The following is a 14969-nucleotide window of genomic DNA, read 5'->3' as shown; positions in this document are numbered from 1 at the left end:
GAATCTGCTTTAATTGATACACATCTTCCCCATGCAATTAATTGAGTTTAAGTGATCATAATATAAATAATGTCTCAAGGGAAGTTATCTTAATCATTTTCGAATATCTTTAACTATTTTTCCATCTTTTATTACCATTGAGATGTTCTTTTCCCGGGCCAGGGAACTTATATCTTCCAGGGGATTCTTTTTTACCATAACCAGATCAGCCAGTTTACCTTTTTCAATTGATCCTAGCTTTTTTTCCCATCCCATACACCGGGCTGCTTTTAAAGTCCCCGCCATAATGGCTTCCTGGGGCTCCATCCCCATTTTGCATAAATATTTCAGTTCCAGAAGATTATTACCATGTTCCACCACTCCACAATCGGTTCCCATTACTATCTGCACCCCGGAGTGATAGGCCAGCTCCATGTTTTCCTGGTGTACATGGGATATTTCAATAGCTTCTTTGCGACTATATTCTGGTAATTCGCCCTGCTGAGCTTTCTTCTTATTGAGATTGGTTACCACAAAAGTGGGAACCAGGTAAGCATTATTTTCTACCATCATATCTGCTGCTTCCTGATCCAGATAGGTACCATGTTCAATGGAGTGGATACCTGCTTTAAGTGAATTTTTTATGCCGTCGGTACCATGGGCATGGGCCATTACCTTTAAACCGCCCTTATAATCTGCTTCTTCCACCACAGCCTGTAGCTCCTTAATGGTGAACTGGGCAAATTCCGGACTATCATTGGCACTGATTACTCCCCCTGTGGCCATTACCTTTATAACTTCAGCTCCAGATCTTAAAACTTCCCTGGTTCTTTTTCTAACTTCGGCTTCTCCATCACATATGCTATCCGGGAGGCCGGGATAGGATAACTTCATATCAAATCCAGATTTTAAGAAAAAGTCAAAGTGTCCTCCACTGATGGAAAGGGGCATGACACATATCTGCATACGGGGTGCTGGAAAAAGATTCTTATCTGCAGCCATTTTAACCCCTGCGTCAGCTAAACCTGCGTCTCTTATTGTGGTAACCCCGGCATTTAATGTTTTATCCATGTTTTCCAGGGCATTATAAAAATGTAAGGCCAGAGGCCTTTGCATGGTATCCTCCATTTTAAAGCCATTGGCCATTACATGAGTATGGGTATCAATAAATCCAGGTAGAATAAAGGAACCCTGTGCATCAATAATTTCAAATTCGGGATTATTAAGGGAATTGGAGGGAATAATATCTTTTATAATATTTTTTTCCACCAGAATGTCCCTGTTTTCCAGGGGTTTCTTACCAGTTCCATCTATTATTATAGCATTGGTAATGAGCACATTTTTCATGGGTAAACCTCTAAGATAAAGAATTGAATATGATATTACTTTGGTCTGGATGTATTTGATATTTTCCATTATTAAAAAAAGTAAGGGAAAATTCTAATTTTAGATATCAATTATATTATTTTGTGCTTTTTAAATCAATTAAAAATCGCAACCTGATTAATTTAATTATTGAGGTTTAATAATCTGGATACTTGTTTTTAAGTCATAGTTAATTTATGCATAAATGTCTTGTAAATTTTTAAAAGGTAATGTAGCTATAATAAATCAAATAATGTTTTATTTCTAATTCCAGTAAAATTGAATTGATAATATTCGTTGGTATAAGAATAGATTAGAAAATATATCCTTAGATAAAAAAAGAAAAAAATATATGCCATAAGACAAGTATCAAAGTATATAATTGAAGGGGAGGTGAAAAGATGGACATCGACTGGAAAACAGTGATTATTGGTCTGGTATTAGCGATAGTATTAGGTTTGATCCTTAGTGTAATCCTTGGAGAATGGGGAGGAACTATAGGATATTTATTAGCAACAATATATGTCGGTTATACTGTTGGTGGGGACTATATGAATGGAGCAATCCATGGAGCATGGTTGGTCTTGTTTCCGCCTTAATAGTAGGTATTCTGGCCATTATAGGATTAGGAATTCTACTTGGAGCCGCTGGAGCCGCCGTAGGATTAATTGCAATCATAATCGGAGCCATAATCAACGGTATAATCGGAGCTATAGGCGGAGTCATAGGTACCGTTATAGCCAGCAGATAAATCAAACCCTATTTTTTTTATTTTTTTTAAATAATTTGTAAGATTTTGAAAGGGTTACCTTTATTATTTTTCAAATAAATAATTCATTAAAACATGTTGCAGGAGTTATGTTATGAGTGATATTAAAGCCATTGCTGCCGGAGGTCTTTTTGCAGCGGCACTGACTTTGGCATTGGGAATCTCCATATTTCCCTTATTCTTTCTAGGTCCTCTGGCAGGAGGTTATCTAAGCATATATCTAACTAAAAAATATGAAATGGATGGAGTAAAAGATGGTGCTCTTTCCGGATTAGTTGGAGGGGTGGTTATTAGTTTAATTTCCTTTGCAGGCATAGGAATATTGAGCACATTAATTGGACTTTTTTCCGCTAATCTAGGAGATATAGCTAGTTTAATTGGAATTTTAGCCGGTATTCTGTTTACCTCCATTATATTGATTATTTTTGTAGTTTTAGGGGCCTTGGGTGGAGTTTTAGCTGAAAATATGAGAGAAAAAAGTATTAATTAGATGAAGGATTCTTTTTAATGATTGAAAACTTTTATTTCACCATTATCCCCATCTACCTCCACTTCAAGTGCCTGGGCAAGTATATCCATGACTTCTGGACGTATATGGTCCACCATGGGAATTCCTGCCATGATGGCTCCGGTGGCGATTATGGGTTCTGCTTCCAGGCAGATTATAGCCCGGGGGGCCGTATTATTTTTATACATCTGAAAAATCACATAAGACCCTACAGTAGATCCTTTTCCTCCAGGGATAACCAGGATCTTATTTTTTATAATTTCGCCCTGTAAAGGATGGTTAATATCCATAATTTTACCGGTATCGGGATCTACCCCTCCTAAAAAACTAAGTGGTTGACTGCTGTGGATGATTTTTCCCCGGGCCTTGCCCCGGGATATTACTCGACACTTGAATACCTGCATAATAACTTCTCCCTGGTTTTTTTATTAGACTGCCTCAGTTTTCATTATCTCCCTTAATACGGCAGTAGCATAGCATCCTTTGGGTATGGAAAATTCAGTTAAAATTCCTTCCGGTGTGGCGGTAGCTGATACATCCCATATTTTAAATCTTATAGCTCTCCTTAATCCATGGCTACCTAATTTTGGCATTTTAGGACATTTAAAATCATCAAGGGATAGGCCTTCTTCATCCAGAACTTCCTGTTCCATTTCCCCTAATTTACCTCCAGCTAAAGGAACTTTACTTCCAAAAAGTGGTGCAGTGGGGTGGGCCTGAAAATTATCCATTTGCTCCTGAATATCTTCCGGTGACCCATCATGTATTAAATGTTCGTCATTATCAATAATTATGTCCCCTTCATGGTACTGGTTTATTCCCAGAGCTGATCTTTTGCTAACTGCTTTATTGAATAAAAACGATTGGTAAGCATGAATAAACATCCGGCTTAATGGTTTAGGAAGGCTATAGAGGGCCTTGCGATAAGACTCTTCATCCAGGGTTTGCTTCTTTTTTTCTTCCTTTAAGAGTGTTCTAAGCATCATTCGCTCATAACGCATCCCAGTGGGCATTAATTCAAATGATTTTTCCAGGTTTCCATCATCATATGCTGCTCGAGCAGCTTTGATGTGTTCTGGTTCATCATCATAGGGGTTTCCAATGTATGCCCCCACCGTTTTCTTTAGGCTATTTTTGGTAAGTGCTTTTCCCACCAGATGGGTGTTGCTGCGGGGTTTTCCAAATCTCTGCCAGCCATAGTAATTAGGAGTACCCACCTCTTCTAACTTTTTTAAGACTTTCTGGGCTTCAAAAGCAGATTCATCCGGATTTTCTATATTTCTGATTAGTATGCGAAATTTATTGCCCAATAACTGTCCCATGCGAAGTTTTTTCTGGTTCTGGGTGACTTTAATAAATTTCACATGGTGATATTTATCCAGGATGGGTTCCAGGTCTTTAGATTCGAAGTTACTTATACCCAGCCACTGCCGGGTCACCGCCTTTTTATCTTTCATTCCTGCAAATCCCATTCTTTTACGGGACAACTTTAAATCCCGGGCAATATCCAGAACTACGTCCAGGGTAGTTCGTCCTTTTTTCTCAATCCACATCCATGTATTGGGGCCTTCACCGGTGGGAATTGTTTCAGGAATTTCTTCCACATAGAAATCCTCATACTCTACCCGGATGGTTCCTCCCGTTCCTTTAGTAGGGGTAATAAAAGTTTCAGCATTAAGCATTTGATTTCCTCAAAAATTAAGTTAATTTGTTTTCTGGAAAAATAAGTAAATTAAGGTATTTAAATTAACCGGACTACCTTCGATCCACCACTCTTCGCGGCCGACCTTTTATGCGGTAGAATTCCAGGCCTCCTGGTCCGGTGAAATTAAATATCAAATCAAAACTACCCTCAGAGTAAGCCTGTTTTAAGCCGGGTTTGTACTGGAAGAAAGATTTTATAAAATTATTTTCAATTAGTTCCTGGTCACATTTATCACTGGTTTCACACTCCACACTAACCCGCATGGTGATTTCTCCCTCGTCCTCATCACCATAGATAAAGGACTCATATTCTCCAGTGAGGTACTCCATATTTTCCCTCTGGAAAACTCCCTGTTCCACATCTACCCGGTTAAAAGGATTCCCAGATATCCAGAAAGTTTCAGCTTCTCTTTGAGGATTCATAATCCGCATATGGGTTCGGCCACAGGCACATTTATCCCTGGAAACTACCACAGTGGTATCATCTGTGTCATAATTTAATAGCAATGTTCCGGTTTTACCCCCTACCGGCAATAAAGTGGTTAAAACTATTCTGCCACATTCCCCATCAGGCACAAAGTCTTTCATCTGAGGATTGTAAACATCAAGGTGGACCATATCTTCTGGAACATGCAGCCCTACCCTTTTATGGCACTCACCACACATGGTTCCTTCGGTACTGCCATAAGTATTGAAAATTTTAACACCCCATAATTCTTCCACATAATCACGTGCTTCAGGTGAAAAGCTCTCCCCTCCCGCAATTAATCTTTTAATAGAAGAATTTTGAGGATCCAGTCCTTCTTTTTTCATACGACGGGCCAGTCTTAAAAGTTTAAATATGCTGGCCACGATTCCGGTAGGTTTGTAATTCTGCATCAGACGCACCGGGAAGGTACATTTTCCAGTGGGGATGATGGTCATACCAATATTTTTAGCAGCCAGTGTCATGGTATTTGCCCCTACATTCATTCCATAGGATGCACATACCACCACCCTATCCCCTGTTCCAAAGCCCTGTGAGGTAAAAGCCCGGGAGTATTTTTCAGCGTACCTTTGCCAGTCCTCCCATGTTAAAAAAAAGGATTTTGGCCGGCCGCTGGTTCCACTGGTTTCATGAATAGTGTATATATCATCCCATGACCCGCATTTAAATTCAAATTCCTTGGTCTCAGGAGGTTGTCTATCTCTTACCGTGCTTCCTGTAATTATGGGTAGCTCCTGAAGATCTTCATGGGTTTTTATATCTGAAAAATTAATATTATTCTTCTTAAACCATTTATAATAGAAAGGAGAGTTTTCATAGGCATATTTCATGGTGTATTTTATCCTTTCTTCAACCAGAGCATCCAGATTACTCCGTTCCATGGTTTCAATTTCTGCATTAAAATAGCCTATATCTGTCATATAATATGATTTGTGATTACCCTGCTAAATAATTAATTGAAATTTTTTATTCTATAAAAAAAAGAAGATTTAAGTATTAAAGATGCCCTGACCGGGACTTGAACCCGGGTAATAGGATCCGCAATCCTACGTGATATCCACTACACTATCAGGGCCCTTAAATTAATTTAAATGCTATTTTCATGGAAAAAGTCAGAGACTTATTTAGCCCCGATTAATATGGTTAGAATTTTTTAGTATTTAAAATTTTCATACCCTGCCGGATTAGAATCTAGTATTCCTAAAGCAAATTTTTAAAAAATTAGTACCACACATATAACTGGAAAGTGTAGCCTTTCCAATTCCTCTGGGCGGAGTTAATATTAGCTGCGTCCTGCATGGGAGCATTTGCACATAATGTATTCCCTTTAAGATGATTAATTTCAGTAAGGTTATAGTTAATATCCGGATAGGTTTTATCTAAAAAGATTGTGGCCAGTAATCCTGCCTGATTTTGAGAGGTTTGGCTGCAGTTTCCTTCATCCAGGATTCCTGCCATTTTTTCCAGTAAGGAGCCCTCCCCAGGGTAAGGTTCCAGGATGGCCATAATTTCCATTATATCCTGGGCCATAATCTTGTTTTCAGTATAGGCCGGATTAGAAATAGGGTTGGAATGAAAAGAGAGGGTCCCTATGATAATTAAAATCACCAGTAATCCCAATACTGCATCTAATGAAGCAATAAATCCTCTTTCATCCATTAAAATCCCTGCATTTTTAATTACCCTTAATGGATTGGACCACCCTGTCCTTTTTTGCTATAGATTTTTGTGCGGCCTGTTGTACTTTTTGCTTCATTAACTCAAAGTCTTCTGGAGTGGTATCTCCCACCAGTTTTTTTATTTTGGTATATGCTGCTTCTCTAAAAAGGGGCCTTAGTTCTTCTTTGCTTCCATCTTCTTTAATCATAATAGGGGATCCGCTGTTATTTACCACGCCTATCTCTTCTACCTTTACACCTGCTTTTCTAATGACTTTTTTAGATTGCAAGGCCACCTCCTCAGGAGCTATGATCATTAAAGAGTCAACTGAAACCCCTAATGGGTCTATATTCAGTTTTTCAAGCATTTCCAGGACCCGGGGATTTATCATTTTTCTTATTTTTTCCTGATAAAATTCCATGCCCAGACCAGTGGTGGTGGAAATTTCATGGGCATCCCCTCTCAATCCACCATTGGTTACATCAGTCATGGCATGTACCTGAGGTAGAAGTCCCTCCTGCATAATGGCTTCAGAGGCCAGTATGAAGTCTATATCCATGGTTTCTTCCACCACATCAAAAAGGCCGTGGTAGATGGCGGTGGTAGTAATGGTGCCTCCGCCTGATCCTTCAGTTAACAGAATAATATCTCCTGCTTCAGCTCGTTTTCTGGCGGTGGGAGGATGTGGTGATACGCCTATAGCCCCCACTGCACTTACCAGGCGATCTCCTAAAACCATGTCTCCTCCTACCCGGAGGGTACTTCCGGCAACAATAGGCACCTTTACCAGTTCAGATATGGCCGCTACACCTGCGGTGAAATCAAAAAGTTTTCCCACATCCCCATCATCAGCCAGGTGAAGGTCGCTTATAATGGCCACCGGATCAGAGCCCATAACACATACATCACGCAGCGCAGCCCGGGCCACATGGAAACCTCCTAAAAAAGGATATTCACTAAGCCTGGAATGTATTCCATCCACCGCAGTGGTTATGAACATTTTATCTTCAGGTGCATGGACTTTCACCACTCCCCCATCATCCTGGGCAGTGGGATTTATAAAAGAGGAAGTGGAGGAGCTGGCCACTATTTCTGCAATCTTACGGTGTACAAAAAAGTCCCCTGCACCCCGGGATCCTACACCCATCTTTCCCATGGAAATGTCTGCCCCATGCACTTCCATTAATTCTTTTAAAAATTCATCTTCCAGGCCCTGGATTTTTAGAGTATTTTTAACTTCTTCTATGACCGCTTGTGCCATTTTAGAGGCTTTTTCAGGATTAAGGTCTTTATGTTCAATTATTCTCTCTGATAGTATTTTTTCAATAGTTTTTTGATCCTTTATATTTATTTCACGCCTTACAAATCCCTCGATATCCATATAACCACCATTTTATGTTAATTGCCATAGATTCCTGATAATTATAGATTAGGTAAGCTATTGTAAAATCCTCAATATTAACTGTGCTAGTTATATTAGTAATACTATAAAAATATTTTGTATTAAGTAATGGGCTTTATTAATCTTACCTTAAAAATAAAATATCATTAAAATAAGTGTTTTTTGTCATTCCACCAGCTTTACAAAATTCTTTAAAATATCCAGACCAGTTTTTCCACTTTTTTCTGGATGAAATTGAGTAGCATATATATTATCCCTGCATAATACTGCAGGTACATCAATACCATATTCTGCCACCGCAGACACCACATCCTTATTTTCAGGGACCACATAGTAAGAATGTACAAAATAAACATATTCCGAACCAATGCCCTCCAGAATCGAGCAATTTTTAATAATTTTAAGCTGGTTCCAGCCCATATGAGGTATTTTATTACCGGAAGGTAAACGCGTCACTTCCCCGGGGAAGACATTGAGGCCAGGGATGTTGTTACTCTCCTCACTGTGGGAAAAAAGAAGATGTAGTCCCAGACAGACACCTAAAAATGGTTTTCCCGAGTCTATGTGATCCAATATAAGATCTTGAAATTTTAGTAGATTTCCCATAGCTGTACCAAAGGCCCCCACCCCCGGTAGGACCAGTGCTTCTGCATCTTTAATCATATCCGCATTATCTGTAAAGAGAGAATCAGCGCCTATTTTTGAAAATCCGTTTTTTATACTTTTCAGATTTCCACTGCCATAATTGATTATGGTTATCATGCAATTATCCTTCATTAGCTTTTAAATAAGGTAAAAATTTAAAATCAAATTTAATAAGTATCGTGGGGAGGCTATCGAGTATAGAAATCGTTAATACGGACAGTGTCATCCAGGTGGGGTGTTGATACCTCGTGTAATATGGTATTTTCCATGGCCACTATGGAATGGCGTTTTTCAGGTTCAATACGTATCGTGTCGTTTTTACCAAAGTATTCTTTACGGTCTTCAAACTCTATGTATCCCGCCCCATTAACGATATACATGGTCTCGTCTTTTTTTTCATGGTAGTGGAATGAAGTCTGATATCCTTCTTTAATGAATAATTCTTTGGTAAGGTATTTATCAGTATTGATCAAAACTTTTTCATACCCCCAGGGCTTATCTTCCCTGTTCTGGTATTCTTTTTGGATTTCTTCCAGTTCTTTAGAGGTATCAATGGCCATCCAAAATAATCCATCTTCTTTATAGTAGCCCAGGTGATTTTCTTTGGCCATCATAGGGAATAATGTTTTTTCAATATCCCCCACATCAAAATCTCCAAAATCAAGGGAACCCCGGGAGAAGTAAACCCCTCCATTTATGTAATAATCCAGAATTGGTTTTTCCTTAAAAGAAACCAGCCGATCCCCGCTTACTTCCACAATACCATAGGGTGACTGCATTTTAGTTATAAAAATTGAAAGAGGATAATCTGAACGTTCTCCCAGATAGATCATCTTTTTTAAGTTTAAATCTGCAACTACATCCCCATTACGAATAATGCACTGTTTATTACCATCAATTACATCCATTCCTAATTTAATTGCATTTAAAGTACCTAGAGGCTTTTTTTCTTCCACATATTCAATTTTAACCCCTTTATATTCATCGCCATATCTCTTTTGGATTTTATCACTTAAAAATCCAGTCAGGAGAAATACCTGATCTACTCCTGCATTTTTAAAGTCAAATAATTGTTTATCCAGAATAGTGTAGCCTTTTTTGATTTCAACCAGAGGTTTAGGTACTGTTTCTGTTAAAGGACGTAATCTTTTACCAAATCCACCGCAAAGAATCATCCCTGCTGTTTTACTCATTTTATCACCATATATTATAATAAAAAAGATTTCGAGATACTTTTTTTACATTTAATATAAAGACTTTGAGATTAATTAATCCTTGCTATTTTTTTATTTTGATATTAAGAAATTTTTTAAAGTAGAATGGATAAGTTATTTTAATTTATATTCCTTGAGAACTTTTTTAATAGTCTCTCCAAAATCAGAAGAGACAATAGAATCTGTTCCTAATGTTTTAGCATGGGCATCCAGTTCAGCCACCACCATATCATAGCCCAGTTTTTTCAGAGGTTCCACCAGGCGAGGCCCGTCAGTTACTGCTATTGTTTTTAAATTCAGTTCTTCAATAGGGAGTGCATGGGGCACACCAGCAATCACCGCCAGATCAACTTTTTCCTCTTTTAATAGCTGCACCGCTGATTTTCCGGTTTCAGGATACTCATCCAGGCCTCCAGTAATAAAATCAACGTGAATTTCATCTTCTTTGAGTTCATTTACAATATTCCGGGCATGTGATCTGATACGGTCCAGTCCCGTATCCTCATCCAGGTTAGCTATAATAATAGGTGGATTTTCTGGATTGGCCAGATAATAAGGTAGCTTTAATATATCTCCAAAGAGGTAAGAGGTTTCTTTTTTTGCATTGAGAACCAGGGCCACTTTTTTCCCTGATTCTATTTGATTTAATAATTCCCGGGCAACTTCCTCCTTATCATCCCCAAATGAAGGACTTATATATTCCCCCTGGGCCATTCCCCTGGTTTTTTCAACTTGAGTGGCCATTTTTAGCATTTTTATTTGGCGTTCTGCCTCTTCAGGAGGTATTATTCCCTCTTTTACTGCCGCTTCCAGTACCATGATAGCTCCTTCAGTATTATCCCCCTCACCAAAACCACCATGTGATTCCACTGTCAAAACCTTTGCTTTTATATTTGCTCGTTGTACAGCTTCTTTAAGATCTTCCCCGATTATCATACTGGCACAGGTACCCACTATCCCCACCAGAGCCGGAGAAAACATTTTATCCACTTTAAGGAGTGTTTCTTCCAGTTTTTCCCCTGCCCCGAAAATGAAATCGTTTTCCGACATGGCAGTGGTAACTATTCTAACCCCATCGTTTTCCAAAAGCCTCCCTGTTCGAAAACAGCAGCCATGGGGGCCATGAAGAATAACAACATCAGCATTCATGTCTCTTAAAGTATATAAAGAAGCAGCAATTGGACTAGGTCTAGGATGCAATATTTCACCTCAAGCAATGTTATTAATTAGAATTTCCTCAGAGTAAGTCATACGAATCAAATTTTCTATAATCTTATTAGCCAGTTATATCTTATAAACACCAATTAATATCATAAACCTATTTTTTACCAGAAGGAATTTTATGATTAGCCGGGATTTTCAGGTATTCATTGAATTGGAATAAGTGGAGGTATGTGATGCGATTAGATGATTTAATCCAGGTAAAATTTGTGGAAAGACCTAATCGTTTTACCGTGAAATTCCATTACCATAATAAGGAACATTTAGGCCACCTAAAAGATCCCGGACGATTAAAAGAACTATTAATCCCTGGAATTGATCTTTTAGTTAAAAAAGTTCCTCATAATCCCAACAGAAAAACAAAATATGATGTGGTGGCTGTTTTTAAAGACCGGGGTTGGGTTCTTATAAATTCTGGTTTCCATAGTGATCTGGCTGAAGAAGCCATAAAATCCCGAATTATAGGCGATTTAAAAAATTATGGTGTGGAGAAAAGAGAATATAGTTTTGGAAAAAGCCGTTTAGACTTTTTATTATCATTAAAACATAATAAGGATATCTCCCCGAATATATCTCGGAAAATGTTACTGGAAGTGAAGGGCTGTACCCTGGTGGAAAATAATAAGGCTCTTTTTCCAGATGCCCCCACCATAAGGGGCAAAAAGCACTTAGAAGAATTAATAGAAGGCATAAAACAGGGATTTGCCTCAGGAGTAATTTTTTTAATTCTGAAAGAAGATGCTCTGGTTTTTTCACCTAATTTCAAGACTGATCCTGATTTTTCCTGTACCCTGCAAGATGCTTCCCAAAAAAATGTTTCAATATTCCCCCTGGTGTTTAAAACTCATTTTAAAGATAATTCACTAGAAATTAAGCCCTGGAAATTGGTTAAACTTATCTTTAAAAAGCAGTGATAATTGTGGTATCCTGAGATTAGTTAGTTTCAATTTTAGTTGATTTTTAAAGCATATAAAAAAATACAAATATCTGGTGGCTCATATTAAGTTTAAGTAATTCTGTTATAAAATCTTAAATAAATTAAGTATTATGAGTAAAAAACCAAAGGGAATGGTCCTCCGGCAGAAATTGCAAAGATTCATGACCCGTCATCGAGAAAAAGTGGGTAGTGGAATATTTCGACCCCATGATTTTGAAATTACGGAAATAGAAGTGCCGGTGAAAAACCTGGATCCCCTCTTCCACAATTACACAATAGTACAATTAACTGATATTCATCTGGGTCAGTGGATAACCCCTTACCATCTAAAGGGAATAATTGAACTGGTCAATGAGCAAGACCCGGATCTGGTAGCTCTTACCGGAGATTATGTTTCTTATTTGCTGGAAGGATATGAAGAAGATTTAACCCTATGCTTAAAGAACCTGGAACCATTGGATGTATCCCTGGCAGTTTTAGGAAATCACGACCACTGGTTAGGTGCGGGGAAAATCAGGAATATTCTGAAAAACAGTGGGGTGATTGATGTAAGCAACCAGGTTTACACCCTTAAGCGGGAAGATGCATCTTTACATGTGGCGGGTTTGGATAGTGTTATGCTTAATCAACATCGATTAGATGAAGTTATGAGTAAAGTACCAAAATCAGGCCCAGCTATATTGATGGTGCATGAACCTGATTTCGCAGATATCAGTTCAGCCACCGGTAGATTCTCTCTCCAGCTTTCTGGACACTCCCATGGAGGCCAGTGTACAATTCCAGGATGGGAAGATACCATCATCCGGGGACCTCATTTTAAGAAGTATCCCTCGGGAGAATATAAGGTGGGAGAAATGACCCAGTACACCAGTAGGGGAGTAGGGACCAATATTTTCTGGTTTAGAATAAATTGTCCGCCTGAAATTAGCATAATAAACCTCAAAAGCCCGGGTGCTATGGAATGACAAAACAAGTGGAAACTGAATCTCCAGAAAAACCTTCTTTTATTAAATTTATTTTTCGTACCATTGTTATATGGATTGCGGAAGTTATTGGTTTTATAATCATAGCCGATATGTCGGTAGGGCTGACCATTAATTCCTGGGAAACTGCCCTGATTGTGGTTGGTATTTTAGGTGTGATAAATGCCCTTTTATGGCCAATTTTATCCCGTATTTTTCTTCCCTTCCTTGTTTACACCGTGGGCATAGGATCTCTTTTAATAAATGGTTTTCTGATATGGTTAATCAGTATTTTCGTTCCAGGAATAATTATTGAAGGATGGGCCCTGATTTTAGCTCCAGTGGGTATGTCTCTTATTACCACCTTGCTTTCAGCGGTGGTTACCCTGGATGATGAAACCTCCTACTATCGATTAGTTCTACATAGAACTATAAAAAAGGCAAATAAAAAAACAAAGAATTATCCAGGAGTAATTTTATTAGAAATAGATGGTTTATCTGAAGATATTTTAAATAAAGCAATTGAAAATGGACATATGCCTACTTTAAAGAGCTGGTTAGATTCTAAAAGCCATAAAGTAACTTCCTGGGAAACTGATTTATCCAGTCAAACCGGGGCCAGTCAGGCGGGGATACTGCATGGCAACAACCATAACCTCCCGGCATTCCGCTGGGTAGAAAAGGGCAATAATAATAAGATAATGGTTTCCACCGGGTTACATGATGCTCCGGTTATTGAAAAGCGTATTTCAGATGGTAAAGGATTATTATCATTTAATGGGGCCAGCAGATCCAATCTTTTCTCAGGAGATGCAGAAAATGCCATATTCACCTACAGCAAGCTTATAAATATTCGCCAATTTTACAATGATACCTGGTACTATTTTTACTCCAATCCTTCTAATTTTGCCAGGATATTACTTCTATTCCTTTTTGATGCTTTAATGGATTTTATTTCCCAGTTAATACACTGGATTAAAAATATAAAACCTCGAATACACAGAGGTTTTGTTTATCCCTTTGTACGGGCCGGGGCCAATGTTTTTATGCGTGAAGTTAATACCTGCACTTTGATTGGAGATATTTTAGCTTCAGATATGGATATTGCTTATTCCACTTATTTAGGATACGATGAAATTGCCCATCACTCGGGAGTACAGGATCCAGATGCTTTTTATGCCCTTCGTGGTATTGATAAACAATTTAAAAGGCTCCAGAATTCATTAAAATATACTAAAAGGCCGTATTATTTGGTGGTGCAGTCTGATCATGGACAAACCAATGGTGCCACCTTCAAACAACGTTATGGGATTACTTTAGAAGACCTGGTCCGGGAGCTGCTTCCTGAAGAATTAATTATTTACAGTGAATTATCCTCCAATGAAGACCACTTTGGTCAGGCTTTTACCCGTCCTATTGATTCTAGTAAATCATATCTTAAAGATAAAAAAGATTATACTGTAAAAAAGAGTCGTGATCTGGTGGATAATACTCTGGATAACATTAAAAAAAGTCCGGTAGGAAAGGGAAAGGTATTAGAATACATCCAGGATTATGAAATATCACGAAAACCATTAAAATATACAGCCGAAGAATCAGAAGTGATTGTACTGGCTTCTGGAAATTTAGGACTGATTTATCTTACACAGTGGACTGAAAGGTTATCTTATGAAGAAATAAAAAAATTATTCCCGGATTTGATTCCCGGACTGGTTCAACATGAAGGAATAGGATTTATAATGGTCCACTCCCTTGAATGGGGGCCTCTTGCCATAGGAAAAGAGGGAATATATTACTTAAAATGTGATAGGATTGAAGGAGATAATCCTTTACGGGATTTTGGAGAAAATGCTCGCCATCACCTTTTACGCACCCACAAATTTGAATACGTACCTGATATCCTGGTAAATAGTTTTTATAATCCAGATAAAAATGAAGTGGCCGCCTTTGAAGAACTGGTGGGAAGTCATGGTGGCTTAGGTGGTGGCCAAAGCAAACCATTTATTATGTATCCTTCCCATTGGAATCTGGAGGATGATGAAATTATAGGGGCAGAACATCTCCACCGGGTTTTAAAAGAAAAAATAAACAGAATAAGAGATATGAAATGAAATGAA

Annotated in this window: 15 protein-coding genes and 1 tRNA gene; 6 read left to right on the top strand and 10 right to left on the bottom strand. The window is 38.3% G+C overall.

The genetic code is table 11. The annotated features are described in order from the left end of the window. Positions 1 to 93: 93 nt before the first annotated feature. Complete coding sequence (locus HYG87_RS06960) at positions 94 to 1326, bottom strand: metal-dependent hydrolase family protein (protein ID WP_211532472.1); 1233 nt, start codon at positions 1324 to 1326, stop codon at positions 94 to 96. Positions 1327 to 1745: 419 nt separating this feature from the next. Here HYG87_RS06960 and HYG87_RS11000 point away from each other — a divergent pair, with 419 nt between their 5' ends. From HYG87_RS11000 to HYG87_RS06950, 3 genes are all read left to right on the top strand, one after another. Continuing rightward, positions 1746 to 1943, top strand: a complete 198-nt coding sequence (locus HYG87_RS11000; RefSeq protein WP_249164822.1) for a DUF5518 domain-containing protein — start codon at positions 1746 to 1748, stop codon at positions 1941 to 1943. Continuing rightward, the gene (locus tag HYG87_RS10995; protein WP_249164821.1) at positions 1919 to 2095 is read left to right on the top strand and encodes a hypothetical protein; all 177 of its coding nucleotides are present in this window, start codon (positions 1919 to 1921) and stop codon (positions 2093 to 2095) included. Before HYG87_RS11000 ends, HYG87_RS10995 begins: the two co-directional genes overlap by 25 nt. Positions 2096 to 2207: 112 nt before the next feature. Then, a complete protein-coding gene (locus HYG87_RS06950) occupies positions 2208 to 2603 on the top strand; it encodes a DUF5518 domain-containing protein (RefSeq protein ID WP_211532471.1) in 396 nt (131 codons plus the stop codon). A 14-nt stretch (positions 2604 to 2617) separates the two neighbouring features. Here HYG87_RS06950 and HYG87_RS06945 read toward each other — a convergent pair whose 3' ends face one another. The 9 genes from HYG87_RS06945 to cfbD all read right to left on the bottom strand — a co-directional run bounded on the left by HYG87_RS06945 (position 2618) and on the right by cfbD (position 10932). Next, complete coding sequence (locus HYG87_RS06945) at positions 2618 to 3025, bottom strand: DUF126 domain-containing protein (RefSeq protein ID WP_211532470.1); 408 nt, start codon at positions 3023 to 3025, stop codon at positions 2618 to 2620. A gap of 24 nt (positions 3026 to 3049) precedes the next feature. Further along, positions 3050 to 4303 carry a tRNA pseudouridine(13) synthase TruD gene (gene truD, locus HYG87_RS06940; protein ID WP_211532469.1) on the bottom strand — a complete coding sequence of 418 codons (1254 nt, stop codon included), beginning with the start codon at positions 4301 to 4303 and terminating at the stop codon, positions 3050 to 3052. Between the two features lie 73 nt (positions 4304 to 4376). After that, positions 4377 to 5732, bottom strand: a complete 1356-nt coding sequence (ftsA, locus tag HYG87_RS06935) for a coenzyme F390 synthetase (protein WP_211532468.1) — start codon at positions 5730 to 5732, stop codon at positions 4377 to 4379. Positions 5733 to 5815: 83 nt separating this feature from the next. Next, positions 5816 to 5887, bottom strand: a tRNA-Arg gene (locus HYG87_RS06930). Positions 5888 to 6033: 146 nt separating this feature from the next. Then, complete coding sequence (locus HYG87_RS06925; protein ID WP_211532467.1) at positions 6034 to 6471, bottom strand: hypothetical protein; 438 nt, start codon at positions 6469 to 6471, stop codon at positions 6034 to 6036. 16 nt (positions 6472 to 6487) lie between these two features. Next, positions 6488 to 7852, bottom strand: a complete 1365-nt coding sequence (locus HYG87_RS06920) for an AIR synthase-related protein (protein ID WP_211532466.1) — start codon at positions 7850 to 7852, stop codon at positions 6488 to 6490. Between the two features lie 186 nt (positions 7853 to 8038). After that, entirely contained in the window at positions 8039 to 8635 is a 597-nt protein-coding gene (hisH, locus tag HYG87_RS06915; RefSeq protein ID WP_211532465.1) for an imidazole glycerol phosphate synthase subunit HisH, read from the bottom strand. A 71-nt stretch (positions 8636 to 8706) separates the two neighbouring features. Further along, positions 8707 to 9711, bottom strand: coding sequence for a sugar phosphate nucleotidyltransferase (locus HYG87_RS06910; protein WP_211532464.1), 1005 nt, complete (start codon positions 9709 to 9711; stop codon positions 8707 to 8709). A gap of 135 nt (positions 9712 to 9846) precedes the next feature. Further along, positions 9847 to 10932, bottom strand: a complete 1086-nt coding sequence (gene cfbD, locus HYG87_RS06905; RefSeq protein WP_211532463.1) for a Ni-sirohydrochlorin a,c-diamide reductive cyclase catalytic subunit — start codon at positions 10930 to 10932, stop codon at positions 9847 to 9849. A 197-nt stretch (positions 10933 to 11129) separates the two neighbouring features. On the opposite strand from cfbD, the gene sfsA reads away from it, so the two are divergent. From sfsA to HYG87_RS06890, 3 genes are all read left to right on the top strand, one after another. After that, entirely contained in the window at positions 11130 to 11867 is a 738-nt protein-coding gene (sfsA, locus tag HYG87_RS06900) for a DNA/RNA nuclease SfsA (protein WP_211532462.1), read from the top strand. Between the two features lie 130 nt (positions 11868 to 11997). Continuing rightward, a complete protein-coding gene (locus HYG87_RS06895) occupies positions 11998 to 12855 on the top strand; it encodes a metallophosphoesterase (RefSeq protein WP_211534245.1) in 858 nt (285 codons plus the stop codon). Further along, positions 12852 to 14963 (top strand): phage holin family protein, encoded by a 2112-nt coding sequence (locus tag HYG87_RS06890; protein WP_211532461.1) that lies wholly within the window; start codon positions 12852 to 12854, stop codon positions 14961 to 14963. Before HYG87_RS06895 ends, HYG87_RS06890 begins: the two co-directional genes overlap by 4 nt. Positions 14964 to 14969: the final 6 nt, after the last annotated feature.

This window comes from Methanobacterium alkalithermotolerans (assembly GCF_018141185.1).
GTDB classification, from domain to species: Archaea; Methanobacteriota; Methanobacteria; order Methanobacteriales; family Methanobacteriaceae; genus Methanobacterium_F; species Methanobacterium_F alkalithermotolerans.
This window is presented reverse-complemented; position numbering and strand designations above follow the sequence as displayed.

What these genes read in the sequence shown, in the direction of transcription:
- HYG87_RS06960 (WP_211532472.1), bottom strand. Translation starts at nt 1,326, where the DNA reads ATGAAAAATGTGCTCATTACCAATGCTATAATAATAGATGGAACTGGT.
- HYG87_RS11000 (WP_249164822.1), top strand. Translation starts at nt 1,746, where the DNA reads ATGGACATCGACTGGAAAACAGTGATTATTGGTCTGGTATTAGCGATA.
- HYG87_RS10995 (WP_249164821.1), top strand. Translation starts at nt 1,919, where the DNA reads ATGGTTGGTCTTGTTTCCGCCTTAATAGTAGGTATTCTGGCCATTATA.
- HYG87_RS06950 (WP_211532471.1), top strand. Translation starts at nt 2,208, where the DNA reads ATGAGTGATATTAAAGCCATTGCTGCCGGAGGTCTTTTTGCAGCGGCA.
- HYG87_RS06945 (WP_211532470.1), bottom strand. Translation starts at nt 3,025, where the DNA reads ATGCAGGTATTCAAGTGTCGAGTAATATCCCGGGGCAAGGCCCGGGGA.
- truD (WP_211532469.1), bottom strand. Translation starts at nt 4,303, where the DNA reads ATGCTTAATGCTGAAACTTTTATTACCCCTACTAAAGGAACGGGAGGA.
- ftsA (WP_211532468.1), bottom strand. Translation starts at nt 5,732, where the DNA reads ATGACAGATATAGGCTATTTTAATGCAGAAATTGAAACCATGGAACGG.
- HYG87_RS06925 (WP_211532467.1), bottom strand. Translation starts at nt 6,471, where the DNA reads ATGGATGAAAGAGGATTTATTGCTTCATTAGATGCAGTATTGGGATTA.
- HYG87_RS06920 (WP_211532466.1), bottom strand. Translation starts at nt 7,852, where the DNA reads ATGGATATCGAGGGATTTGTAAGGCGTGAAATAAATATAAAGGATCAA.
- hisH (WP_211532465.1), bottom strand. Translation starts at nt 8,635, where the DNA reads ATGATAACCATAATCAATTATGGCAGTGGAAATCTGAAAAGTATAAAA.
- HYG87_RS06910 (WP_211532464.1), bottom strand. Translation starts at nt 9,711, where the DNA reads ATGAGTAAAACAGCAGGGATGATTCTTTGCGGTGGATTTGGTAAAAGA.
- sfsA (WP_211532462.1), top strand. Translation starts at nt 11,130, where the DNA reads ATGCGATTAGATGATTTAATCCAGGTAAAATTTGTGGAAAGACCTAAT.
- HYG87_RS06890 (WP_211532461.1), top strand. Translation starts at nt 12,852, where the DNA reads ATGACAAAACAAGTGGAAACTGAATCTCCAGAAAAACCTTCTTTTATT.